At 64.7% G+C, this 24,493-nt stretch carries 18 protein-coding genes; 8 read left to right on the top strand and 10 right to left on the bottom strand.

The genetic code is table 11. The features are described 5' to 3' along the window. Positions 1–903 precede the first annotated feature (903 nt). Complete coding sequence (locus FPV16_RS20435) at positions 904–2,352, top strand: IS1182 family transposase (protein WP_227440190.1); 1,449 nt, start codon at positions 904–906, stop codon at positions 2,350–2,352. Between the two features lie 312 nt (positions 2,353–2,664). On the opposite strand, the gene FPV16_RS20430 is transcribed toward FPV16_RS20435, so the two are convergent. Beyond that, the gene (locus FPV16_RS20430; protein WP_227440189.1) at positions 2,665–4,140 is read right to left on the bottom strand and encodes a protein adenylyltransferase SelO; all 1,476 of its coding nucleotides are present in this window, start codon (positions 4,138–4,140) and stop codon (positions 2,665–2,667) included. 256 nt (positions 4,141–4,396) lie between these two features. On the opposite strand from FPV16_RS20430, the gene FPV16_RS20425 reads away from it, so the two are divergent. Next, a complete protein-coding gene (locus tag FPV16_RS20425) occupies positions 4,397–4,966 on the top strand; it encodes a tyrosine-type recombinase/integrase (protein WP_227440194.1) in 570 nt (189 codons plus the stop codon). A 149-nt stretch (positions 4,967–5,115) separates the two neighbouring features. Here the strand turns inward: FPV16_RS20425 and FPV16_RS20420 are convergent, their stop codons facing one another. The 7 genes from FPV16_RS20420 to FPV16_RS20390 form a co-directional block, all read right to left on the bottom strand. Next, positions 5,116–5,802: a zinc metallopeptidase gene (locus FPV16_RS20420; RefSeq protein WP_227440188.1), complete on the bottom strand. Its 687-nt coding sequence runs from the start codon at positions 5,800–5,802 to the stop codon at positions 5,116–5,118. Between the two features lie 574 nt (positions 5,803–6,376). Then, a complete protein-coding gene (locus tag FPV16_RS20415) occupies positions 6,377–7,783 on the bottom strand; it encodes an amidase family protein (RefSeq protein WP_227440193.1) in 1,407 nt (468 codons plus the stop codon). A gap of 94 nt (positions 7,784–7,877) precedes the next feature. Next, positions 7,878–8,579 carry a cyclase family protein gene (locus FPV16_RS20410; protein WP_227440187.1) on the bottom strand — a complete coding sequence of 234 codons (702 nt, stop codon included), beginning with the start codon at positions 8,577–8,579 and terminating at the stop codon, positions 7,878–7,880. Between the two features lie 98 nt (positions 8,580–8,677). Beyond that, positions 8,678–9,418, bottom strand: a complete 741-nt coding sequence (locus tag FPV16_RS20405; protein WP_227440186.1) for an ABC transporter ATP-binding protein — start codon at positions 9,416–9,418, stop codon at positions 8,678–8,680. Beyond that, a complete protein-coding gene (locus tag FPV16_RS20400; protein WP_227440185.1) occupies positions 9,415–11,205 on the bottom strand; it encodes an ABC transporter permease subunit in 1,791 nt (596 codons plus the stop codon). The genes FPV16_RS20405 and FPV16_RS20400 overlap by 4 nt, the downstream gene beginning before the upstream one ends. After that, complete coding sequence (locus tag FPV16_RS20395; RefSeq protein WP_056452627.1) at positions 11,202–12,077, bottom strand: branched-chain amino acid ABC transporter permease; 876 nt, start codon at positions 12,075–12,077, stop codon at positions 11,202–11,204. Before FPV16_RS20395 ends, FPV16_RS20400 begins: the two co-directional genes overlap by 4 nt. A gap of 63 nt (positions 12,078–12,140) precedes the next feature. Continuing rightward, positions 12,141–13,334 carry an ABC transporter substrate-binding protein gene (locus tag FPV16_RS20390; protein ID WP_147831429.1) on the bottom strand — a complete coding sequence of 398 codons (1,194 nt, stop codon included), beginning with the start codon at positions 13,332–13,334 and terminating at the stop codon, positions 12,141–12,143. Between the two features lie 298 nt (positions 13,335–13,632). Here FPV16_RS20390 and FPV16_RS20385 point away from each other — a divergent pair, with 298 nt between their 5' ends. From FPV16_RS20385 to FPV16_RS20375, 3 genes are all read left to right on the top strand, one after another. Next, a complete protein-coding gene (locus FPV16_RS20385; RefSeq protein ID WP_227440184.1) occupies positions 13,633–14,586 on the top strand; it encodes a LysR family transcriptional regulator in 954 nt (317 codons plus the stop codon). 490 nt (positions 14,587–15,076) lie between these two features. Continuing rightward, positions 15,077–17,266 carry a TonB-dependent siderophore receptor gene (locus tag FPV16_RS20380; protein ID WP_227440183.1) on the top strand — a complete coding sequence of 730 codons (2,190 nt, stop codon included), beginning with the start codon at positions 15,077–15,079 and terminating at the stop codon, positions 17,264–17,266. Between the two features lie 126 nt (positions 17,267–17,392). After that, positions 17,393–18,286, top strand: coding sequence for an alpha/beta hydrolase (locus tag FPV16_RS20375; RefSeq protein WP_413629327.1), 894 nt, complete (start codon positions 17,393–17,395; stop codon positions 18,284–18,286). A gap of 425 nt (positions 18,287–18,711) precedes the next feature. Here FPV16_RS20375 and FPV16_RS20370 read toward each other — a convergent pair whose 3' ends face one another. After that, the gene (locus FPV16_RS20370) at positions 18,712–20,151 is read right to left on the bottom strand and encodes an IS1182 family transposase (protein WP_227440182.1); all 1,440 of its coding nucleotides are present in this window, start codon (positions 20,149–20,151) and stop codon (positions 18,712–18,714) included. A gap of 580 nt (positions 20,152–20,731) precedes the next feature. On the opposite strand from FPV16_RS20370, the gene FPV16_RS20365 reads away from it, so the two are divergent. Both FPV16_RS20365 and FPV16_RS20360 read left to right on the top strand, forming a co-directional pair. Continuing rightward, positions 20,732–21,721 carry an SDR family oxidoreductase gene (locus tag FPV16_RS20365; protein ID WP_227440181.1) on the top strand — a complete coding sequence of 330 codons (990 nt, stop codon included), beginning with the start codon at positions 20,732–20,734 and terminating at the stop codon, positions 21,719–21,721. A gap of 551 nt (positions 21,722–22,272) precedes the next feature. Beyond that, positions 22,273–22,437 (top strand): helix-turn-helix domain-containing protein, encoded by a 165-nt coding sequence (locus FPV16_RS20360; RefSeq protein ID WP_227440180.1) that lies wholly within the window; start codon positions 22,273–22,275, stop codon positions 22,435–22,437. A 1,028-nt stretch (positions 22,438–23,465) separates the two neighbouring features. Here FPV16_RS20360 and FPV16_RS20355 read toward each other — a convergent pair. Beyond that, on the bottom strand, positions 23,466–23,765 hold the full coding sequence (locus tag FPV16_RS20355) for a hypothetical protein (RefSeq protein ID WP_227440179.1): 300 nt from the start codon (positions 23,763–23,765) through the stop codon (positions 23,466–23,468). 155 nt (positions 23,766–23,920) lie between these two features. On the opposite strand from FPV16_RS20355, the gene FPV16_RS20350 reads away from it, so the two are divergent. Beyond that, positions 23,921–24,124, top strand: coding sequence for a hypothetical protein (locus tag FPV16_RS20350; RefSeq protein WP_227440178.1), 204 nt, complete (start codon positions 23,921–23,923; stop codon positions 24,122–24,124). Positions 24,125–24,493 lie beyond the last annotated feature (369 nt).

Genomic DNA, 24,493 nt, shown 5'->3' with positions numbered 1-24,493 from the left:
CCGAGACAATCACTCTTGTCAGCGCCGTGGGAGAACTAGCGATAATGATTCGGGAACTCTCCAAGGCCGGCTACTCGTACGAGCAAATCGCGACGTGCATCAAGCTCGGCGGCATTCAGATGGACGCACCAAAGCTGAGACGCTACCTCGCCACTTGCGACAAAAAGCTGACAACGAAGGCGAGGGGCAAGAAGGTAGTCCCGACTATGGAGCGGACGCCGAAGCAGACGGAGCAAACGCAACAGACAGTAGTCCAGGGTACCACGCCGACGTCGGCCGCCCCCCAAACTAAACCAACACCCGGCCCATCAGCGGTCCCTACAGCACCGGCTGTCGTACTCCCAACCTTCCGACCAGCGACCGCCGTTAATGCAAATCCTCCAACACCGTCCGCTCTGGCGCTGAACGTGACTTCGACCTATCCACACCGCAACGTTCCACCCGCATCCGCTACAAATCAGACAGTCACTACGCCATCGATAAGCAGGCCCCAGAACGCAGCATCGCCTGGCGCATCTGCATCTTCGTCGGCTCCAAAGACGAGCGATGGGAGTGGACGCTCTGCCTCGGAGGGCCGCGCCAGCGATCCGTCAAGGACAGCACAGAAGCTGGAAGAGATGGTGCTCCAACGGCAAGCCTCAATCGCCTTACGTGAACAAGCTTCAGCATCAGCGTCGGCGGCACAGGCCAAATCACAGACCGAAGGCAGTGCCCCGAAAAATCCCGGCACACTGTTCTGAGCAGATAGGGCTCGTCGATCCGAGCACAGCGCCATAGCGCCGTGCACAAGCCCTATGCCGCAAATAGTGCTCGTTTGCGCCATCGGCGGAAGTCGGTCACCTACCCAGGCTGTGTGAAAACGTGCTGATCTGGTAGAGTAATTTCCGATCTGAGGAGGTTGGGATGAAGCGCTTCATCGCAGGCGAGGATCGTCAGCAGATCACGCTCCTTCCCGACTGCCTGGACGACTACATCACTGCCGACAACCCGGTTCGCCTCGTCGAAGTGTTCGTCGATGAACTCGATCTGAGCGCGCTGGGCTTCTCGGGCGCGGTGCCGGAGGCCACGGGTCGTCCGGCCTACCATCCGGCAACGCTGCTCAAGATCTATCTCTACGGCTACCTCAACCGCGTGCCGTCGAGCCGCCGGCTCGAACGCGAGAGCCAGCGCAACATCGAGCTGATCTGGCTCACCGGCCGGCTGATGCCCGACTTCAAGACGCTGGCCGACTTCCGTAAGGACAACGGCCCGGCCATCCAGGCCGCCTGCGCGCAGTTCGTGGTGCTGTGCCGCCGGCTGAACCTGTTCAGCAAGGCCGTCGTCGCGGTCGACGGCAGCAAGTTCAAGGCGGTCAAAAACCGCGACAAGAACTTCACTGCCGCCAAGGTCGAAGCCCGGCTGGCGCAGGTCGAGGCGAGCATCGGCCGCTACCTCGCGGCACTGGATCGGGCCGACCGCGAGCCGAGCGACATCGCCGAGGCGCGCACGACGCGGCTCAACGAGAAGATCGCGGGCCTGCGCGAGCAGATGCAGGCTCTGCAGGCGATGGGCCGGCAAGTCGAGGCCGCCCCCGACGGCCAGGTCTCGCTGACCGATCCCGACGCACGCTCCATGGCGACCAGCGGCAAGGGCACCGGCATGGTCGGCTACAACGTCCAGGCCGCGGTCGATGCCGAGCATCACCTGATCGTGGCCCACGCCGTGACCAACGTCGGCAGCGACCGGGCGCAACTCGCACCGATGGGACTCCTGGCGCAAGAGGCGACGGGATGCGCCACGCTCACGGTGCTGGCCGACCGGGGCTACCTCAGCGGGGAGCCGGTGCTGGCCTGCGAAGGCACCGGCGTGCTGCCCTGTGTGCCCAAGACCCTGACCTCGGGCCATGCCAAGCGTGGCCTCTTCACGGGACAGGACTTCGTCTACGACGCCAAACAGGATCACTACACTTGTCCCGCCGGCCAGCACCTGACCAAGGGGCCGGCCCGGTCCGATCGCCGGGCCGAGGGCGACGCGATGGATCACTACCGCAACCTGACGGCCTGTCTCGATTGCGCGCTCAGGCCCCGCTGCACGCCGACGGAGACGCGGCGTGTCAAACGCTGGGTGCACGAGGGCGTCCTCGACGCGATGCAGGCACGGCTCGACCGGATGCCGGACGCGATGAAGATCCGTCGCCAGACCGTCGAGCACCCGTTCGGCACGCTGAAGGCCTGGATGGGAGCGACCCACTTCCTGACCCGGACCTTGGCCAAGGTCAGAACAGAGATGAGCCTGCAGGTTCTGGCCTACAACATGAAGCGGATGATCCAGATCTTCGGGGTCGGTCCGCTGATGGAGGCGATCCGGGCCTGAGGCTCGCCAGTTCGACCTGCCCCGCGGCTCCCAACGGACGACTCAAGCCTAAGCGGTCGGCGTTCTCACACGGCCTCTACCCAAAACAGACGTTCCGCATGCGACCCGACTTGATCGTTCAGGCTTCCGACCCTGAATCCCTGAAGCAGACATTCTCACTCGGTCAAGCGGACACATGGCGCGCGGGTAGTGGCGCCGCCGGTCGGCAAAGTCCGTCTTGAGCACCGGGTCCCGCCGGGCTTCCACAGGAGCTGGCTTCCGAAACATAGGGTCGGGTGACGATCGTGGGGTGATTCGGAGGCCGGCGGGCGTTTAGGTGCCGCAGAACGTGCGGTAGTCCGCTCCACCGCTCTCGGGCACCTCAGCGTAGCGGGCGTGGGCGGGCTGGTCGTCGTAGGGTCGCGACAGTACCGCCAACAGCTCCTCGAAGGGGCCGAAGTCGCTTCGCTCGACCGCCGCCGCGATCATTGCCTCGACGTGGTGGTTGCGCGGGATGAACGCCGGGTTGACCGCGCGCATCGCCGTCGCCGTCGCCGCGGGGTTTCGTCCCTCGTTGGCCAGCCGCTCCCGCCAACGCACGGCCCAGGCGTCGTACTTGGTGGGGTCAACGAAAAGGTCACGCACCCCCGCGTCCGCCTGCGGCCGCTCGGCCGCATCGCACAGGCGGCGGAAGGTCAGGGTGAAGTCCGCTCTATTCGCCGCCATCTGCGCGAGCAGATCATCCGTGAGCGCGGCGTCGCCGTCCCGGTATGCGGGAAGCCCCAGCTTGCGCGCGAGACCACCGTGATACGCCGCCTCGAAGCCTGGACCGAACCTGGCGAGCGCCGCCTCGGCCGCCTCGACCGCCGCTTCTTCGTCCTCGGCGAGCAGCGGCAGAAGGGTCTCGGCCAGACGGGTCAGGTTCCACAGGGCGATCCCCGGCTGCTGGCCGTAGGCGTAGCGCCCGTGCGCGTCGATCGAGCTGAAGGTCGTGTGCGGGTCGTAGGCGTCGAGGAAGGCGCAGGGGCCGTAGTCGATCGTCTCGCCGGCCACCGACATGTTGTCGGTGTTCATCACCCCGTGGACGAAGCCGACGAGGAGCCAGGCCGCCACGAGGTCGGCTTGGCGGGCAACGACGCCGTCGAGCAGCGCCCGGTACGGGTGCTCGACGGAGGAGGCCTCAGGATAGTGCCGGGCGAGGACGTGGTCGGCGAGCGCCCGCACCGCCTCGACGTCGCCCCGGGCGGCGAAGTATTGGAAGGTTCCGACCCGGATGTGGCTGGCCGCCACGCGTGCGAGCACGGCCCCGGGCAGCCGGGTCTCGCGCACGACGCGCTCGCCGGTAGCGACCGCCGCCAGCGCCCGGGTGGTGGGGATGCCGAGCGCGGCCATGGCCTCGCTCACGAGATACTCGCGCAGCACCGGCCCGAGCGCCGCCCGGCCGTCGCCGCGGCGGGAGAACGGGGTCGGGCCCGCGCCCTTGAGCTGGATGTCACGGCGCTGCCCGTCACGGTGGATGACCTCTCCGAGCAGGACGGCGCGCCCGTCACCGAGCTTCGGCACGAAGTTTCCGAACTGGTGCCCGGCGTAAGCCGCTGCGATCGGATCGGCGCCTTCCGGGACGCTGTTACCGGCGAGCATTTCCACCCCGGCGGGGCCAGCGAGCCAATCCGGGTCGACGCCGAGGTTCGCCGCCAGATCGCCATTCATGTGGATCAGGCGCGGGGCTGCGACGGGTGTTGGGGCGCGGCGGGCGAAGAAGCGGTCCGGCAAGCGGACGTAGCTGTTGTCGAACGGGATCGCAGTCATGATCAGGAGCTATGGGCGATCGCGCTAGCGGACAAGGGCATTCCGGGGAGCAGTGGGTGACAGTGCGCGAGAAGACGCGCGGTCGCGCCGCCGTGTCTTCTGCCAGGATGTTGCTAGCCTGGTTCGAGCGACAGCTATAGGCGCGAAGCTGCGGTGTAGCCGGATCGCAGTGAGATGCTGATGGCTCCTCAAACGGAGTTCCATCATGCCTTCGACCAACGACACCACCCGCCAACCCTAGAACCTTGGCCGCCTCATCGGTCCCAAACCGCCGTTCAAGCCAAAGCATATCTGGGCGATCCGCACCCGGCTGCAGCACGAGGGCCGCACTCGCGACCTTGCCTTGTTCAATACTGCCATCGACAGCAAGCTACGTGGCTGCGACCTCGTCCGCTTGCGCGTGGCAGACGTCCATCTTGGCGACGGCGTCCGCCTGCGCACCACCATCGTCCAGCAAAAAACTGGACGACCCGTCCCGTTCGAGCTGACCGAAACCACCCGTGAGACGCTGACTGCCTGGCTCAAGCTGCGGGGGCTTCGTGCGAGTGATTGGCTGTTCCCAAGTCGCAGCCGCCCGGGCGAGCACCTGACGACGCGCCAGTATGGTCGGCTCGTCGACGAATGGGTAACCCTGATCGGCCTCGACCCGGCGGGGTACGGTACGCACAGCCTGCGTCGGACGAAGGTCGCGCTAATCTACCGGCGGACGGGCAACCTTCGTGCCTGTCAGCTGCTGCTCGGCCACACCAAGCTGGAGAGCACGGTGCGCTACCTCGGTATCGAGGCAGACGACGCGCTGCTTATGTCCGAGCAGACTGACATCTAACCAACATCGCGGCGGCCTACTGCAGGCCGCCGCACCCAGTTCCCCACCGTCCTATAAGGGCGCCAAGCAGCGGATTGGGTCTGACCGGAAAGAGATGGTGCGCTTCCAAGTAAGCGCGGCAGAGAAATCAGACGCTCGCCTCGGAGGTTTTAGAACGGGAGGAGCCGCCGAAAGCGGGCAATGTTCACGAGCGCAACGAGTGATGAGGCCACGTATGTGAGGGCGGCGGCGCGCAGTACGGTGCGGGCACCAGGCATGTCGCTGGCGTCAAGGAAGCGACCCGTCTCCAGGATGGGCAGGGCCCGGCGGAAGCTCGCATCGAGTTCGACAGGTAGCGTCAGGAAGTGGAAGAGGAGGCGGACGCCAAGGAGCGCCATGCCGATACCCACCTGCAGGACGAGCAGGACAGGCGAATGAACGAAGGCGAGCACCACGGGCGCGGTCATCATCACCACGGCCGCGGCGAACTCGAAGCCCTGCACAACCGGGGCGAACCTCACCCGCGCTGCGAGAAGTCGGTCCCCCGCCGCGTGCTGCAGCGCATGGGCAACCTCGTGTGCCGCGACCGCGACCGCCGTGATCGAGCGGCCATCATGGTTTTCCGGCGATAGCCGCACAACGTTCGCGACCGGATCGTAGTGGTCGGCTGGCGCGATCTCGACGAGGACGTGCTCCAGCCGCGCCAGATCGAGGAGATGGCGGGCGAGTTCGCCGCCGGTTCCAGGCAAATCCGGCCGCTCGGTGGCGTGTTGCTGCATCGCCCGGCGCACCCACCATTGGGGGCCGAATACCAGAACGAACAGGAGGATAGCGCTAAGCGCTAGGAGGACGGGCACAAGGACAATGTAGGCACGCGTTCGTATCCGTGAAAGCGCGGCGCCCGATCCGAGATGTTCCCCCGTCCGACAATCGCACGACAAGCGTCAAAGACCGGACTGGGTGGGAAGCAGGCTTTAGCTCTCTGCCGGGAAGCGGACGGACGGCTCGCGACCCATGCCAGCCATCCGCACCGCCCTCGGAGATTCTCCAAAGCGGCCGTTCCTGAGCCCTCCGCCAACTTCGGCTCGGAGTGGGAAGCAGACCACGACCCATTGTACAGGTGTAGACGTTCCGCCTCCGAACCAACTCAGGATACAGAAGATCGATGTGGCTTACCAAAAATGGTCATTGGTCGGCCGCCGTTCAGAGTTGGCTCGAAATTGGAAACTGACAGGATGCACCAAAGCTGCTGACACCACGGTGCCAACAGCTTCGCTATAAAGGGGGGCACGGAACAACCGGTGGAAGTCGATCGGCTCCATTGCATCAATCCTCGAGGCGTTCGGCGGACAAGGCTGCAGTGCGCACGCAAGATTGCGGGACATTCCGCAGGGAGGCGGCTCCCTGATCGGGGCTACCGACACGGCTTGATCAGACGACCGGCTGCTTGAGGTTGTAGCCCCGAGGCTTGGTACGCTCGATCGCCGCCGCCGCCCGGACCACGTCCATCTCACCGAGGCTGCGGCCGACGATCTGGAGACCCACCGGCATTCCGTCCGCGTCCAGGCCCGCGCAGACCGAGGCGGCCGGCTGTCCCGTGAGATTGAACGGATAGGTATAGAACACCCAGGTGACGAGGCTGCGGTCCGACAACCGTGCCGGCAGATCGCATCCGGCCGCGAGCGACGAGATCGGCACGGTCGGCGAGAGCAGCACGTCGTAGCGGTCGAAGAAGCGAACCATAGCATCGCGAAGCGCGTAGCGCCGGAACACGCTCTCGTAATAGGCCCGCATCTCCTGCGCGAGGGCGGCATCGAGCACGTCCGCCACGGCCGGGTCGAGGAGATCGCGCTGCTTCTCCAGGACGCCGCGCAGGCGCGTGCCGACGCCGGCATAGAACTCAGCCGTCCAAAGATTGCCAGGATCGCCGTCGAACACGGTCTCGACCTCCTCGACGACGGCGCCTTGGTCGGCCAGCGCCATCGCGGCAGCGCGGGCGATCTCGACCACGTTCCGGTCCGGCCGGGCGTAGCCGAGCGTCGGGCTCCAGGCGATGCGAAGGCCGGCGACGGAAGACTGGACCGCTCCGAGGAGATCCGGAACCGGGCCGGCGACTGAGAACGGGTCCCGTGGGTCGTGGCCGGCCACGGCCGTGGTGAGCAGCGCCGCATCCCCGACGGACCGGGCCAGCGCGCCGACATGGGCGAGCGTCGGGGTTGCGGAGGTCGGCCAGACGGGGACGCGTCCGAACTGCGCCTTGAGACCGACGAGACCCGTGAGCGCGGCGGGGATCCGGAGCGAGCCCCCACCGTCGGTGCCGAGCGCGAATGGGGTGATGCCGGCCGCGACCGACGCCGCGGCCCCGGCGCTCGATCCGCCGGGGGTTTTGGCGAGATCCCAGGGGTGACGGGTGATCCCGGTCAGGGGCGAGTCCCCAACCGGCTTGCAGCCGAACTCGCTGGTCGTGGTCTTGCCGATGATGACGGCCCCGTGCCGCCTCAGGCGCTCCACCGAAGGGGCATCGACAGCGGCGACATTGCCCGCCATCGCCCGGGAGCCCGAGGCGAAGGGTTGGCCCGCGATGGCGATCAGGTCCTTCACCGACACCGGCAGACCGTGCAGCAGGCCGAGCGCTCCCCCCTGCATCACCGCCGCCTCCGCCTGCCGGGCGGCGGCGCGGGCTTCCTCCGGCATCAGCACGAAGAAGGCGTTCAGGCTGGACTGGGTGGCCTCGGCCCGGCTCAGGGCCCGCTCGGTCAGCTCGACCGGTGAGACCTGCCGGGTCGCCACGAGGCGCCTCATGTCCAGCGCGCTCATGAAGTCGAAATCGCTCATCACGATTCTCCGGGCGAGGTAGCTGCGGAACGGCGCCTCGGTTCGAAAACCGATGCCGGGGCCGAAGCCCACGAAATTCGTGGCTCCGGCGGCGGGATCAGGCGTCGAGGATCGCGAAGGCCCGCACCGGCGAGCCGGAGCCGCCCTTGAACTTCAGCGGAACCCCGAAGAACTGCACCACGCCCTGTCCGACGAGTTCCTCGAGGTTCACCAGCCATTCCCAATGGCTCATGCCGAGTTCGCGACAGAGCCGGTGCTGGGCGAAGATGTCGTCGCTCGGCTTGTCCGTCGAGGGACCCTCGACGCCGTGCATCTTCGAGCCGCGCGCGTGAAGCCATCGCGTGGCGTCCGCCGTCAGCAGCGGGTTCTTCCAGACGGAATCCAGGCTCGGGTAGTTGCGCGCGTGGAAACCGGTGCAGAGCAGCACGATGTGACCGTCGACCCTGACGCCGCATCGTTCCTCGGCCGCCTCCATGTCGGCCACCGTGATGTCGCCGAGATCCGGGATGTGGCGCAGGTCGAAGCACACCGCCTTGCCCATGAACATTTCGAGCGGCATCTCGTCCACGGCCGCACCGTTCGGGTTCACGTGGCGAAACGCGTCCACGTGGGTGCCGACGTGGTCGAGCATCGCGATGAAGTTGGTCTGGAACGTCATCGCGTCGCCGGGGACGCCGAGGTTGAGCGCCTTCGAACTCTCATGGCTCATATGTGTCGTGATGACCGGCCGCTGAAACAGCTTGTGGGCCGGCATGTTATCCTCGATCAGGAGGCTCAGGTCGACGACGCGTTGGGGCATGGCTTGTCCTCCGAATGGGACGTGGGGGATCTTTCGCGCTCTGATGCGGACCGGAGCGCGTCTCTGTCGACCGTATCGCGGGGCTGGCCGCCCCGGGATCAGGCTGCTTTCTTCTTGCCGAGGAACGCCGCCATGACATCCGGGTCCCGCACCAGGACGGCGCTGGGCCCTTCGCGCTCGACATTCCCATGCGCCACCACGTAGGCGTAGTCCGCGATGGCGAGGGCGTACGAGGCAAGCTGCTCGACGAGAAGAATGCTGAGGCCCTGGCGGTTGAGATCGCGCAGGATGCCGATGAGCTGTTCGACGATCTTCGGCGCGAGGCCGAGGGAGAGTTCGTCGATGACGAGGAGGTCCGGCTCCGTCATCAGGCCGCGGGCGATGGCGAGCATCTGCTGCTCGCCGCCCGACATGCTGCCGGCCGGTTGCTGAAGGCGCTCGCGCAGGCGCGGAAACAGGGTCAGGGACCGTTCCAGGTTGCGTTTGGCCTCGGGCCGCTTCAACCCGCCGTGGACGTAGGCCCCGAGGATCAGATTGTCTTCGACGCTCTGGTCGGGAAACAGCATCCGGCCCTCGGGCACCATCACGAGCCCGCGCGCGACCTTGGCGTGGGCGGCCAGGCGCGTCGTGTCCTCGCCCTTGAACATCACCCGCCCGGCGGCAGGCCGGACGAGGCCGGTGAGGCCACGCATCAGCGAGGTCTTTCCGGCACCGTTGTTGCCGATCACCGCGACGAGCTGGCCGGGCCGGACCGAGAGGCTCGCCGCGCGCAGGGCCGTGGCGGCGCCGTAGCGGACCTCGAGACCCTCGACGGAGAGTAGGGGGTCGGGAATGCTCATGCGGCCTCCGTCACGGATGCTTGCACCAGAGGGCTGCCGAAATAGGCCTCGATCACCCGAGGATCGGCCTGGACGACGGAGGGCGATGCGCTGGCGATGATCTGACCGTAATCCAGCACCGTCACGGTGTCGGCCACCGCCATGATCAGGTCAACGTGATGCTCGATCAGCAGGATCGAGACGTCCAGGACGGCAATCTTCCGGATCATGAGCTCCAGGTCGTCGATCTCCCCGCTGGTGAGGCCGGCGGCCGGCTCGTCCAGCAGAAGCAGGCGGGGCCGGGCGGCGAGGGCCCTGGCGATCTCCAGGCGGCGCTGGTGGCCGAACGGCAGGAAGCGCGCGGCTTCGTTGGCGTATTCGGCCAATCCGACGAGGTCCAAGAGGCCGATTGCGGCACGGCGGCATGCGTCCTCCTCGCGCCGGAAGCCGGGGGTCCGCAGGAGGGCGCCGGCCAAGCCGTAGCGCCGGCGTTGCTCGACCCCGACCATGACGTTCTCAAGCACGCTCATCTCGCCGAACAGCTCGGTGTTCTGGAAGGTGCGGGCGAGGCCGAGCCGGGCGATCCGATGCGGCTTGCGGCCCGCGAGCGGGATGCCATCGAGGCTGAACGAACCTTCGGTCGGACCGTAGAAGCCCGAGATCGTGTTGACGAAGGTCGACTTGCCGGCACCGTTCGGACCGATGAGGGCATGGATCTCACCGGGTCCGACTCGGACCGAGGCCGCCGACAGCGCCGTCAACCCGCCGAAGCGCACGGTCAGACCGTCCGTCACCAGTTCGGCCGATCCACGCGCACCGTCCCGCAGGAACTCGGCTGCCGGGGTTCCCTCACGCGGATCGATGCCGCGCGCCACCGGCCGCAGACGGCCCGACAGCTTGCTCAAGGTGCCGAGAATGCCTCGCGGCAGGCCGAACATCACGAGGAGGAGGAGCGCCCCGTAGGCGAATTTCTGCCACTCGGCGAATTGCTGCAGCAGCTCCGGAAGGTAGGTCAAGACGGCCGCGCCGATGACGGGACCGAACGTCGAGGCTGCACCGCCGAGGATGACCATCAGCAGGAAGCGGATCGAATCCGAGAAGGTGAAGATGTCCGGCGAGATGTAGGCGTTGAGGAACGCATAGAAGCTGCCGGCGATTCCGGCGGTCATGGCTGCCACCACGAAGGCCAGGGTGCGGATCGCCGTCACGTTGACGCCGAGGCTGCGCGCCGCGGTCTCGCTCTGGGAAACCGCCAGCATGGCGCGGCCATAGGCCGACCACTTGAGGTGATGGGCAAGCAGGGTGACGGCGAACAGGGTGACGGCGAGAACCCCGTAGAAGGCGTAGCCCGTCAGCGGGAAACCGAGGATGTTGGGGCCCGGGATGCCGCTCAGGCCCGTGGTGCCGCCGGTCAGCGACTGCCACTCGATCGCGACGTTCTCGACGATGAGGCCGAAGGCGATGGTCACCACCGCGAGATAGACGCCCCGAACCCGGACCGTGGGATAGGCCAGGAGGACACCGAACAGGCCGGACACCACGGCCGCCCCGAGGCTGGCGAACAGGATGTCGAAGCCGAACCGGGTCGCCAGGATGCCGCCTGTGTAGGCGCCGAGCGCGAACAGGCCGGCCTGACCGAGGGAGACGAGGCCGGTGAGCCCGACGAGTACGTTCAGGCCGACGGCGATGATCCCGTAGATCAGGAAGAGCATGAAGAGCCGGAGCTCGTACTCGTTGCCGGCCGTCAGGGGGACGGCGACTAGGGTCAGCGCGAGGAGCGCGAAGCCGAGGCGGAAGAGTGCGTTCATACCTTGAAGATTTCCCGCTTGCCGAACAGGCCCTGAGGAAAGGCGAGAAGGACGACGATCATCGAACCGAAGCCGACGATCTCGCGGGCCGCCGTCGAGACGTATCCTTCGACGAATTTCTCCATGACGCCGAAGATCAGGCCGGCCACGACGACGCCGGGCGCGCTGGTGATGCCGCCGATGATCGCGACCGCGAAGCCCTTCAGGCCGAGCAGCACGCCCATCGTGGCGGAGACCTGGATGACCGGCGCGACCAGCACCCCGGCCCCGGCGCCGAACAGGGCGGCGAGCCCGAACGACAGCATCACGATGCGGTTGACGTCGATGCCCATGAGGGAGGCTGCCTGTCGGTTGTGCGCCACGGCCTGCATGGCGCGCCCGACCAGGGTCCGCTTCTGAAGCAGGCGGAAGCCGATCATCGCCGCCACGGCGACGACCGGGATCAGGAGTTCCTGCGGATAGATGCCCGCCCCCCAGATTGTGATGGGCTTCGCGACCCCCGGCGAGGGCAGCGGGCGCGAGAAGCCGCCGAACTGCATCGTCGCCAGCGCCTCAATCATGATGCCCACCGCGATGGTGGTGAGCATCCAGCCGATCGAGGCGTTCGTGCCCGTGAAGGGCCGCACCGCGAAGCGCTCCAGCACGACACCGAAGACCCCTCCGGCGGCGATGGCGAGCAGACAGGCGAGCGGCAGGGGCAGACCGGCATCGACGCCGAGCACCGCGAGCACGGCGCCCAGCATCAGGGTGTCGCCATGGGCGAAGTTTACGGCCCTGGCGGCGGACCACATGATATGGAAGCCGAGCGCCACCAGGGCGTAGATCCCGCCGATGGCGAGGCCCGAGAGGGTGTATTGCAGCGCCGTCGTCATGATCCGCTTCCCGCCCATCGCAGCGTGGGTCGACCGGCAACGAAGCGCCGGTCCGCCCCCCGCTCAGTTCGCCTTGCCGTACGGAGTTTGCGCGATCGGCAGCAGCTTGCCGTCGGACCAAACGGTGAGCTTGTAGTCGCGCGGCAGAATTGCGTCCTGGCGCTCGGGGTCCGAGGCGTCGAAGGCCGGGGCATACTTGGCGACCAGCCCGTCATGGCTGACGCCGTACAACCCCTCGCGAACCTTTTTCCAATCGTAGGCGCCGGCCTTCTCGATCGCCTTGGCGACGATGAAGACCGCGTCGTAGGCGTTAGCCACGCCAGAGCCCATCTTGATCTGCGCGGGATCCTTCAAGCCGTACTTGGCCTGGATCTTGTGCCAGAGCGCCTGGCCCTTCGGGTCGAGATCGCCCATGAAGCTGTAGGTCTGCACGACCTCGACGCCGTTGGCGAGCGGCCCGGCAAGCTCACCGAGATTACCGGCGATGCCCCAGGCACCGATGATCGTCGGCTTGTACCCGACCTTGTCCATCGAGCGCAGGATCTGGTTGCCCTCGCGGTCGAGGGCCCAGAATAGAGCCACGTCCGCGCCGGCATCCCGCGCGCGGATTGCCTGCGGGGTCATGTCCTGATCGTTCCAGTTGAAGGTTTCTGTCGCAACGAGTTGCTTGCCGGCCTTCGCGACGGCGTCCTTGACGTCGGGCAGTGCGCCGTTGCCCCAGCCGGTATTCTCGTAGAAGAACGCGATCTTGCCGGTTTTCGAGACCTTCGCAGCCTGCTCGACCAGGAATCGAGCGACCCATTTGTCCTTAGCCGAGACCCGAAACATGTAGTTCGGGCTGCGGCCGTTCTCGATTGCCTGCGTGTTCGCGGCAAGCACGCCGACGAACGGGATACCAAGCGCGTGCACCGGCTCGACCTGCGCGACCGATACGGTAGAGTGATAGCCACCGAGGATTACCACGCACTTGTCCGCCAGGGCGATGCGGCGGGTGTTGTCGACGCCGCGGGGCGGTGCCCCGGCATCGTCGTACTGGACGAAACGCAGCGGCTTACCCAGTACGCCGCCCTTGGCGTTGATCTCTTCGATGGCGATTTCGGCGCCCATCCTGATGGCTTGACCGCCGAAGGCTGCGGGACCCGTGATGGCTGCGGAATTCCCGATGCAGGATTCTTGCTGCGCTAGCACGGACGTCGGCACGCCAAGGGCGATCGGAGCAGCCAGGACGAGGCTGCACAAGTATCTCTGCGCCGTCATGCAAAACTCTCCGATTACCAGATATGCGCCGCTGGATAGCGCTCGCTCCACCCCGAACACCTATGAGATTGGTCACTCGAGGCGGCGATGATCAAAGACCGATTTCCGATACTCACTATAGGAAAAAACTATCGGCACTATCGATAGGCAATAGAAATCGAGGTATATTGGAAATAACCTGTTGAATTAAATACGGAAATATCTTATCTATGCCCATAGGATAGGCATATTGCCTCCTGGCATAGCATTTGACGCGCGCCTCAAAATTTGCGGATCTCTTGCGTGAAAGCGAGCATGCATGGATCTTCGTCAGCTTCGGTACTTCGTGCAGATTGCGGAGAGTGGGAATGTCTCCCGCGCGGCCGAAGTTCTGGGCGTGGCCCAGCCGTCGCTCAGTCAGCAGATTCGAAATCTCGAAAACGAACTTGGCGCTGAGTTGCTCTTCCGCCACGCTCGCGGCGTCACGCCAACCGAACAGGGCCTGACATTCTACGAACATGCCCGCCGCATCCTGCACGAAGTCGAACGGGCAAAGGACACCGTACGCTCCCAGGCGACGAGCCCGAGCGGACGCATCTCCATCGGCCTGCCGACGTCCGCCTGCCGTGGTCTGGCGCTGCCGCTCCACGAGGAAACCGCCAAGGTGCTGCCGAACATCACGCTTCATATCGTCGAGGCGATGAGCGGCACCCTCGACGAATGGATACAGGCCGGTCGCCTCGACGTAGCGCTACTCTACGACCACAAAGCTTTTGAGCATGTGGCCTGGACCGAAATGATGATCGAGGACCTGATGCTCATCATGCCCTCGGGCCACCCGATCGCCTGCCAGGATCAGATCGGGTTCCGGGATGTTTTCCGGCTGCCATTACCGCTCGTGTTGCCTGGACGTCCGAACATCCTTCGCGTTGTAATCGAGCAATTGGCCGCACGCCACGAGGTCACGCCGACGGCAATCGATTGCGAGAGCCTGCCAGCCATCGCGGAGCTCGTGCGGTCGAAAAAGTACGCGGCGATTATGCCGCATTTCGCTTTATCTGCGGAGATCGCGCGAGGCGAGATGGTCGCTATCCCAATCGTAGATCCAACACCTTCTTGGCGGCTATCGGTCGTAGTTTCTCAGCGCACGTTAAACGGTCGCGGGAGCGAGGGGGTCGCGAAGGTACTTGCTTCAGTGATCGGGGAACTAGTCGAGAATAATTCATGGCGAGCAAAACTAAAGAATAATGGAAAGCTACATGTTATTCGCTAAGTTTAGTTTGTAAATTTTCGCTTTACTTTTAAGTATAGTAATTAAATCTAAAATATATTAATATGGTCAATTTTCGAGAGTGCCTCCGGCCATAATCTTCATTCTCAAGCGAACGTCCGTTTCGTAGATCTCGTTTCTTCAAAACGGACTGGCAAAATTCCACCCAACAAGGGCATTCATCATCGCTTCTGTGCGCCATGACCAGAATTTGGCGGCCTACCCAGAAGCGGACGTTCCGCATCCGACACGACTTCGCCGTTGAAGCCAGTTGCCCCACCGTTCAGAGGCGGACATTCGATCATTCGCTGAGGTGGAAACGAAGACGTTGTGAAAGCGCTCTTGCCATAGCAGCCATGCATCAACTTAGAATTACTTTAGATTTGAAGTGCTCTAAGTGTGTGATTTCTATCACGTTTTCGCCTTGCCTTGCAGCGCAACAACAGCAATGGAACTGTCACTGCGCCGCTTGAGGCGCCTACCAGCGTGCTCCATGTCCCATCGCCCCCCGCTCTTCGCTCTGCTCCTTGCCACGACCGCCCTCACGGGACCTGTGACGGCACAGGAAGTGAGCGTGCAGCTCAACCAATTGACGGTCGAGGGTACGGCACCTGCGCCCGTGCTGGGGGGCGGGGCCAATCTCAGCGGTGGGGATGGTGGTACGGCGGCGACCAGCGGCGGCGGGGGCGGCCCTTCCGGGGTCACCGGTTACACCGCCCGCATCAGCCCCACGGCGACCAAGACCAACACGCCGCTGCTCGAGACGCCCCAATCGGTCACGGTGCTCACCCGCGAGGCGCTCAACGACCGCAACGTCCAGACCCTCAACGAGGCCATCGGCTACGTGGCCGGCGTCTCCTCGAACGTCTTTGGCTTCGATCCGCGCTTCGACTCGTTCTTCGTGCGCGGCTTCAGTCTGACCTATGACGGCATCTTCCGCGACGGCTTGCGCCAAGTGGCGTCGGGTCTGACGGTGCCCCGCATCGAGCCCTACGGTATCGAGGCGGCCACGATCCTGCGCGGACCGGCCTCCGGACTCTACGGCCTCGGCTCGCCCGGCGGCATCCTCGACGTCACCACGAAACGGCCGGTCTTCACGCCCTTTGGCGAGGTCCAGCTGCAGGTCGGCAACTACGACCGCTACCAGGGCAATTTCGATATCGGCGGCCCGGTCGAAGGCACCGGTGGCACGCTCGCCTACCGCGTCACGGGCATCAAGCGGCAGTCCGACACCTTCATCCCCGGGGGCTCCGACGATCGGGGCTACATCGCGCCTTCCTTTACCTGGAAGCCCTCGGCCGACACGACCTTCACGTTCCTGAGCGAGTACCAGGAAACCAAGCTTCCGGGATCGACGACGTTCTTCAACCAGAACCTGCGACCGACCCGCACCTATTCGGGCGATCCGGCCTTCAACGACTTCAAGCAACAGCAGGGCCGCGTCGGCTACGCGTTCGAGCACCGCTTCGATCCGGATCTGGTCTTCCGGCAGAACTTCCGCTTCTACGACATCAGCAACGATTATCGCTACGCGTCGATTGCCGGCCTCAGCCCCGACGGCCTGAGCGCGAGCCGGTCGACCGGATATTCCAGGCAGTTCCTCAGCCAGTTCACCCTCGACAACCAGATCGAGGCACATGTCACAACCGGGCCGGTCCAGCACACGCTGGTGGCGGGGCTCGACTACGCGCACTCCGATTTCAATTACCGCTTCGGCTTCGGCGCGGCCCCCGATCTCAACCTCGTCACGCGCAATTACGGTCAGCAACCGATCCTGGCGCCGGTGCTGGGGCCCCGCACCGCGCAGAGCCAGGATCAGGTCGGGCTGTACCTGCAGGAGCAGGCCAAGTTCGACCGTTTCGTGCTCACACTGACCGGCCGCTACGACTGGGTGTCCCAGAGTACAACCACAGCCGCCGCTGCGACCGAGCAGAACGACCAGGCCTTCACTGGCCGCGTCGGTCTCAACTATCTCCTGGCCCCTGGGCTGGTGCCCTATGCCAGCTACGCGACCACCTTCGCGCCGCAGCCGGGCGTCGATGTCGCCGGGCGCGCCTTCAAGCCGGCGACCGGCGATCAGATCGAGGCGGGCATCAAGTACCTGATTCCGGGCACGAACATCCAGGCGGGATTTGCCGGCTTCGACATCGTCCAGAGCAGCGTGCTGCGCACGGACCCGAACAACGTCGCCTTCCAGGTGGCGACGGGCGCCGTCGAGTCGCGAGGCTTCGAGATGGAGGCGATCGCCAACTTCGCGCCCGGCACCAACCTGACCCTCGCCTACACCCATCTCGACCTGCGCTATCTCAGCCAGACCTCGTTCGCGGGCCAGTCCCTGGACGGCAACGCCCTCTCCGGCATTCCGGGAGATACGTTCACCGGCTTCCTGACCTACCTGTTCCCACCGGGCTCGGCTTTGCGCGGACTGACGCTCGGAGGCGGCCTCCGCTTCAACGCCAACAGCTTCGCCAATGACGAGAACACGGTCCGTAACCCGACCGTGACGCTGTTCGACGCGCTGCTCGCCTACGACTTTGCCGCCCTCGATCCCAAGTATAAGGGCTTCCGTGCGCAGGTGAACGCCAACAATGTCCTCGACCGCGACTACTTCACCTGCCAAGCCGGCTTCTGCTATCGGGGCGCACCGGCCACGGTCATCGGCAGCCTGATCTACCGGTGGTAGCGTGAGCTTCCGTGACGCCGTTGCAGGACCCGTGTGAATGATGATCGAGGCTTTCCCGGACCATGTCCGGTGACGACGCTCATCTCGCGGCGTACGCTTGCGGGGCTCCTGGCGGCAGCCTCGCTGATGCTTGAGCAGCGTTCGGTGATGGCAGCCGCCAGCCCGGACGAGCCCGCACGGCTCGTCGGCGCTATCAGCTTCGATCTCGGGGGCGACAAAGGGCAGGCCCCGTGGCGGATCACGCTCTACATCCCACCCGGCGAGCCGCCGGCCGCCGGTTGGCCCGTCCTGTATCTCCTCGACGGCAACGCGGTGACGGCCACCGCGATCGATATCGAGCGCGTGCAGGCCCCTTACCCGGATGCGACGGGGATCGGGTCTCGATTCGTCATCGTGGGAATCGGATACCCTGGCGACGATGCCTATGACAGCCTGCGCCGATCCTGGGATTACACACCTCCGCCGGGCCGGTCCTACCCGACGTCCAGACCAGATGGGCCAGCGCTACGGACAGGGGGCGCCGATGGGTTCCTACGTTTCGTCGTCAATGACCTCAAGCCCGTGATCGCGCAGCGCTGCCGGGTCGACCCGGCACGGCAGGGCTTCTTCGGGCATTCCTTCGGCGGGCTCTTCGTCCTCTACGCTTTGGCCCATATGCCCACACTGTTCTCGCACTGGATCGCGGCGAGCCCATCCATCTATTGGGAGGATCTCGTCTTGCTGAAGAGCATCGAGCGCCTCGAAACCGGTCCCCCCGTCCGCGCCCGTACGCTTCTCCTCGCGGGGGCTTTCGAGGAGGAACTCGCCCCGTTTCAGCGCGAGGCGCACGATCGCGAGGCGCGCCTCGACCGCTTGAAGTCGGCGCGGACGGTCGAGCTTACCCGCGCCATGGCAGACCGGCTTAGTCAGATCCCTGGATTAACCAGCCAGTTCCGGTTGATTTCCGGACGAACGCATATGACCGTTTTGCCCGATGCCGTGAACGAGGCCGTCGCCTTCGTTATGCAACGAGATGGATAGGCCGGTGATAAGGAATGCCGCCATAGAAAAAGCGTGGACCTATCTCGCGTTAGCTGGCCGCAGAGCTGCCGATCGTTTCCACTCGCGCGAATGTCTGCCTTCCTTATTCCGTGCTTTGTAAGCGGTCCGTGTGAAAGCCGTTCCACCAGGCCATTCATCATCGCTGCAGTGCGCCAGGAACGGACATCAGCCCACCGCCCGGCAGCGGACATTCAGTTTCCGGTAAGCGACCGTCCGTTGTCGACCCAGGTCGTGTCAAAACTCTGGGATTGGGACTTTTGCGGTCGGGTGACGTCCCGGTCTCTTGAGAGTGGGCTGTTCATCGTGTCGAACGGGTTTTTGCGGTCGGGAGACGACCCGTTTTTGATGGAAAGCGCCTCCTGGACGGTTTCCCGGCCTCTTCGGCGAGCGATCCAAGCCCCCGCTCAGGTGGGGATCGCCGCCAGGAGCTTCCGGCTTCCCAGGATGTTGAGAGCCCGCGTCAGATTGTAGGCGAGGACATGGAACGCCATCTCGGTCGAGACGCGCGGCAGGGTCTTGGTCAGGAAGTGCGTGGCCCCCATCCGCGCCTTCAGCGTGCCGAAGGGATGCTTGACCGTCTCGCGCCGGACCCGCATGGCCAGCGGATCGGCGTCCAATCGGCGCTGCACCGTCTCCAGCACGTCCTCATGTTCCCAACGCGTCACCCGGCGCTCCTTGCCCGTCGTGCATTCCGCTTTCATCGGGCAGGCCGAGCACACGTTCGTCCAGTACCGATGGAGCGTCAGGCCGTTCTCCACCGTGGTGCAACGGTGGGGCAGCGTTTCGCCCGCCGGGCACAGGTAGGCGTTCTGCTGAGGGCGATAGAGAAAATCCTCCTTGCCGAAGCGGTCGGCGGCCTTGGCGCCCGAGGTTATCGGCCGGGGCAGCGTGACGGAGATGCCGGCGCGTTCGCAGGCCAGAATCTGTTCACCGGAATAATAGCCCCGGTCGGCCACCGCATCGAGCGTGTCCGTCTCCAGAGCCTGCTTGGCCCGTACTGCCATGCCACTGAGCTGTGCCCGGTCCGAACCGGCATTGGTCACCGCGTGCGCCACGATCAGATGATGCTCGGTCTCGACCGCCACCTGGACGTTGTAGCCCACCACGCCCGACCCGCGCCCGCTGGTTACCATCGATCGCGCGTCGGGATTGGTCAGCGAGATCTGCCGGTCGGGCGCCGCCTTCATCTGCTCCTCCAGGCCGGCCAACCGCTCCATCTCCTGCCCGAGGCCGGCGATCTTCTCCTTCAGCCGCACCACCGTGGCGGCCAGTTCGGGTGTGGGATCCTGACGATCGGCCGTGTCGAGCTGCGAGAGGTAGCGCGACACGCTCTCCTCGATCTGCTGGCGGCGCCGGTCGAGCTTGCCTTGCGTGAAGTTGCGGTCGCGGGTGTTGACCGCCTTGAACTTCGAGCCGCCGATCGCAACGCGTGTGCCGGTCAGCAGGCCCATCTCGCGGCACAAACCGACGAAACGGGCACAGACGCGCCAGATGGCCGGTCCGTTCTGACGGCGGAACTCAGCAATGGTCTTGTGATCGGGCGACAGCTGACCCGTCAGCCACATGACCTCGACGTTGCGGCCCGCTTCACGCTCCAGACGCCGGCTCGACGGGACCCGGTTGAGGTATCCGTAGACGTAGAGCTTCAGGAGAGCGGCCGGATGGTAGCCCGGTCGTCCCGTCCGTGCCGCATCGACGCCCGCGAAGCCGAGCGGGCCAAGATCTAGCGCATCCACGAAGGCATCGACAACGCGGACCGGGTTGTCCTCGGCGATCCAGTCGTCAAGACACGGCGGAAACAGCGTCGTCTGATCGCGCTCGGCACCGACAACAAACCGTCCCATGCCAGCCTCCGGTCAACCCGAAGAAAGATACCATCATCGGAATTTTGACACAGCCAGGACCCAAAGCTGGCGCTGACAAAGTCCGCTTTCAAGCCATCCTGCGGGATAGAGAGTATGACCGGGTTGGGCGGGGAGCAACAGATTGCTAGTTGCCAAACGAATGTGTGGGTTGAGAGGAGAAAGCAGGATTTGATTGTGGCCTGCCCCCTGAAAAGTGGCTCTTCGCCAAGTTTGGTGGATTAGGGTCAGCGCGCGCCTGGCTGATCCTCTCAATTAGCCTGGTCCAAGGGCAGCCGGCCAGATCAACGGTGGATGGCTGTGAAACGTTTGCTCCATTTCCCTGTTTATCCTCCAGTCACAGAGCATCTTCAGAGGCCGTATCCGAATTTAAGTGGACGTTTCGACCAGACGCTAACTTTGCTCGCATCGGCCGCAATGGCTTCGGAGCAGGTCACCCAGAGCTCGACTGTGGAACAAGGCGTCGCGCCCGTCGCACAGATCCGTCCTGCTACCTTACGGCACATCCGGCAAGCTCGCTCCCGCGCGTTCCCCCGTGGACATAGATATGGGAGAGACGGGCATGGCGCGGGTAGCAGTCGTGACGGGAGGCAGTGCCGGCATCGGTCTTGCCACTGCAGAAGCTCTGGCCCGCAAAGGGTGGTCGCTTGCGATCGTGGCCCGCGACCCCGAACGATTGAATGGAGCCGCCGACCTCCTCCGGCGCTACGGCGGCAGGGTGCTGACGATCAGTGCTGATGTCGCGGACGCGGCCACGGTCGATGCGGCTGCTGATCAGGTCGAGCGGGATCTAGGGCCCATCGCGGCATGGGTAAACAATGCCATGTCGACCGTGGTGGCGCCGGCCGACCAGATTACCGCCGCTGAGTACGCCCGCGTCACCGCTACGACCTATCTCAGTCAGGTCCACGGTACCCTCGCCGCGTTACGCCACATGAAGCCGCGTGGCCGGGGTGCAATCATCCAGGTCTCTTCTGGCCTCGCCATCCGTGCGGCCCCGCTCCAGGCCGCCTATTGCGGTGCCAAATTCGCCGTAAGCGGCTTTACCGACGCCTTGCGCTCTGAGTTGATCGCCGATCGCGTTGCTGTCTCTCTGTCCGTTGTCTACCTGCCGGCGGTGAACACCCCGCAATTTGGCTGGTCACGGAACCACACCGGGCGTCAGCAGGTCGCCCCAGACCCGGTCTTCGATCCTCGCCTCTGCGCCGACGCGATCGTCCACGCAATCGAGCATCCGTCTCGTGAGGTCTGGGTTGGGCGCAGCACGCTGATGATGACCCTCGCCCAGTCCGTTGCCCCGAGCTACGCGGACAGGAAGGCGAGCGAGATGCGTAACGTCCAACTGGGCGAACCGATTTCCGAAAGGATCGGCAATCTTGATGCGCCGGTGCCGGGCCCGGCTACGATCGATGGACGCGCGACGGACCGGGTCGTCTCGACCCGGACCGAGTTCTTCACCAGCCGACAGCGGGACGCTTTTCTACTCGCCGCAACGGGCGGGGTGGTCGCTTTGTCGGCTCTCCTGCCACGGCTAGGTCGGTTTCGGCGGTAGAAACAGCGCGACAAGCCAACTCCTCATTATTCTCTGTCGACCCGCGCGTCGCTTGGTGACACGGCGCAGCGAGGCATCCCGCAGTTCCTTCGCTGAGCAGATTGGCCTCTACGACGACGGCGGCCGAGGTTTCTCTGGGCCGTTTCTGTTTGGGCTTACAAAAACCCGCTCCCTGCGTGCCCCTCGAAGGCGTTCGCCCGGGAATGTAGCCGACGACTGTCCCAGGATCGCTGCGGCTTGATACGCCCATGATGCGGGTCATGTCGGCAGGGGGCCAGCGTGCGGACCGGAGCCAGTCCGACCGCAACGAGTCGAAGACGATCCTTTCGGGGACCGTCTAGGACGATCGTACGGGTGTCGCCATGAAGGTCCGCACCCTCGCACATAGCAGGGCCTGCCAGCTCCAGCCGCTTCGCTTGGACAGGAGAACGACATGACCGCTTTCGGAAAGCGGCTCATCCAGGCCGCACAGGAAGTTCGCGCCATCGCCAGCGGCGAGGCCGATCCAGCGACTTTCCGCGTTCGCACGCCGGCCGCCGGCCGACATCGATGTGAAGGTCATCCGCACGGGCCAGAAGCTCACGCAGGCCGAGTTTACCGCGCGCTACAGCTTTCCCATTGGCACCCTGCGCGACATCGAGCGAGGCCGGGCAAAGCCCGGCGCCTCGACCCGCGCCTATCTCCTCGTCATCAGCAAGGAGCCGGCGGCAGTATAGCGGGTACTTGAGGCGGCATAATCCCGATCCGAGGCGCTGGCCCGACGCCCGAGTTGTTCGCTTGCTAACCAGCCTTAGCCATCCTCCCGTCAAGCCAAGTTGCGTACCGGCTCAGGGTGAGATGATCGACCTACCCCGCCAACCCCGTGAGCAGATCGGGGGCGGCGGGGCTGAGCGCTTTGACGGCTGGATACGTCTCACCTCGGGACTGAACAACTAGCTTGGGGTGATGCCGAACTAGCTCGGCTGCTCCTCGGTCTTTTCGATCTCTGGATCGTCTTCTTCCGGAATCGAGGGCGGCTTTCGCTCAGGCGGTTGGGACGTGGCTGGCGGATTGTCGATGGGCTGCAAATCGGCGCCTGGCTGCGGTGTATCGGCTGCGGTCACGTGTTCGTTCCCTCATCGTTGCAGGAACCAAAGCATCCCATGATCGGAAGCGTTCCAGAGCGTGACCGAAGCTCGGCCCTGCCCGCTGGAGCATCACGCACATCGTCGAGGAAGTGGCCGGCATCAACACTGCCTTCCGACCGGTCTCGGTACTTCGACACGCCGCACCAGTACCGGTTCGCCCTACAAGCCGATTTCAAGAGTGAGATCTTACTCTCCACAATCGGCCTTGAGTTGGATTGCATCAGGCTGCTGCTGACTTTCGCGATCTAGTCCCGCCATGGAGGAACACCTCAAACCCGCTCCCGTTGAATCCGAAACAGGGAGTGAACCAATGGTCGATGACGTCGCGTCAGGTGAACCCAAAACCACGCCACAGCTCCACCCTGCCGAAAAGGCTAAAGGACCGGATGGCCTTACCGACGCCGGTCCAACAGGGCCGCGCTCTGTAGAGCCTTCGACGGATAAGGGGCCTTCGACAGGGGGGTATGACGACCATTCCTCCAGCAATCACTCAACCAACGAAAAGGGTGGCTACGGCGCGGGCTAGCCCCTGTTCCTCGACCCTGTCTCGAACTTAGCCCCGCGGCCATAGGCGTCGCGGGGCTCTCTCCGTCGTGTTGGTTGGAACGACTAGATCATCAGCAGTCGTCGCTGCCGGGCTTCACGACTTGTCCCTCGGCCGGCTTCTTCTCGCCGGCGGCCGGTTGGGTGTTGGCGCCGACATTGTTCATGGCGCCGACCGTACCGGGCGACTCGGCCTTCGCGCCGGGGGACACCTTGGCGTCGGAGCCGCCGTCTACCTTGGAAGTTTTGTCAGCTGCGGCTTGCTTGTCCTCGCTGTTCGACGTCGTGCCGACGGCGCAAGGGGCTGCGATCGTGGTGGCGGCCGTGAGCGTCAGTATGGCAGTGGCAGCGGCGAGCGAACGGATGATCGTCATGTGTCCTCCTGGATCGTTGTCCAGGCGACCAACCATGTAATGGGTTTGCCTGTTTCTCCACGAAGAAGTCGCACCAAGAAAGCCCTCAAATTCGATGGGCGTAGTGACCCTTTTCAGCGCCGATGCGTTGGCTGCTGCCGAACAAGGAGACCCTCATGGCAGCGAACGACAAGGCCACGACCTACACCCTGAAGCAGGCTCTCGCAGCGAAGGTTGGCGACCATGTCGAGATCGCTGTGGAAGCCGAGGACGGTACCAAGTTCAAGATCGTGGCGACCGCCGAGCAGCTCGATGCTCTCACCGGCGATCTGGAGGGCATCCTCGACGAGGACGACGCCAGAGCCGAGGCTGGGGAGTAGCGGATCAGGGCCCGTCATGGATCGTTAACCAAATGATTCTCACATGAGGATCACGCTGATCGCGACCCACATTGTTTGATCAGGAACGGCCACGATGCCAGGATAGGGTGACGCCGGATGTACGCGCACCTTGCCCCAGCATCCGTGGCCGTTGGCTTTGACTGGGCCTGAAAGCTTTTTTTTAGGGCTTGCGATATCCTTCACATTCTCTCGAACTGCTACTTCCATCGGCGGGCGCGAAGGCAAGCGCCACCGAGCGGTCGCCCCCCTTGAATGCACTTCGTTCACAATCGGTGTTCCACGGTATCCCGATATGGCGACGGTTTTCGATTGCGGCAAAATCGGGGCTCCGGCACCGGTACGCTGACG

This window comes from Methylobacterium sp. W2, assembly GCF_020662345.1.
In the GTDB taxonomy this organism is placed as follows: domain Bacteria; phylum Pseudomonadota; class Alphaproteobacteria; order Rhizobiales; family Beijerinckiaceae; genus Methylobacterium.
Note: the sequence above shows the minus strand (reverse complement) of the source record. Positions and strands in the feature narration are given on the sequence as shown.

Coding starts and splice junctions, on each gene's coding strand:
- FPV16_RS20435 (WP_227440190.1), top strand. CDS start 904: ATGAAGCGCTTCATCGCAGGCGAGGATCGTCAGCAGATCACGCTCCTT.
- FPV16_RS20430 (WP_227440189.1), bottom strand. CDS start 4,140: ATGACTGCGATCCCGTTCGACAACAGCTACGTCCGCTTGCCGGACCGC.
- FPV16_RS20410 (WP_227440187.1), bottom strand. CDS start 8,579: ATGCCCCAACGCGTCGTCGACCTGAGCCTCCTGATCGAGGATAACATG.
- FPV16_RS20405 (WP_227440186.1), bottom strand. CDS start 9,418: ATGAGCATTCCCGACCCCCTACTCTCCGTCGAGGGTCTCGAGGTCCGC.
- FPV16_RS20400 (WP_227440185.1), bottom strand. CDS start 11,205: ATGAACGCACTCTTCCGCCTCGGCTTCGCGCTCCTCGCGCTGACCCTA.
- FPV16_RS20395 (WP_056452627.1), bottom strand. CDS start 12,077: ATGACGACGGCGCTGCAATACACCCTCTCGGGCCTCGCCATCGGCGGG.
- FPV16_RS20390 (WP_147831429.1), bottom strand. CDS start 13,334: ATGACGGCGCAGAGATACTTGTGCAGCCTCGTCCTGGCTGCTCCGATC.
- FPV16_RS20385 (WP_227440184.1), top strand. CDS start 13,633: ATGGATCTTCGTCAGCTTCGGTACTTCGTGCAGATTGCGGAGAGTGGG.
- FPV16_RS20380 (WP_227440183.1), top strand. CDS start 15,077: ATGTCCCATCGCCCCCCGCTCTTCGCTCTGCTCCTTGCCACGACCGCC.
- FPV16_RS20375 (WP_413629327.1), top strand. CDS start 17,393: ATGCTTGAGCAGCGTTCGGTGATGGCAGCCGCCAGCCCGGACGAGCCC.
- FPV16_RS20370 (WP_227440182.1), bottom strand. CDS start 20,151: ATGGGACGGTTTGTTGTCGGTGCCGAGCGCGATCAGACGACGCTGTTT.
- FPV16_RS20365 (WP_227440181.1), top strand. CDS start 20,732: ATGGCGCGGGTAGCAGTCGTGACGGGAGGCAGTGCCGGCATCGGTCTT.
- FPV16_RS20355 (WP_227440179.1), bottom strand. CDS start 23,765: ATGACGATCATCCGTTCGCTCGCCGCTGCCACTGCCATACTGACGCTC.
- FPV16_RS20350 (WP_227440178.1), top strand. CDS start 23,921: ATGGCAGCGAACGACAAGGCCACGACCTACACCCTGAAGCAGGCTCTC.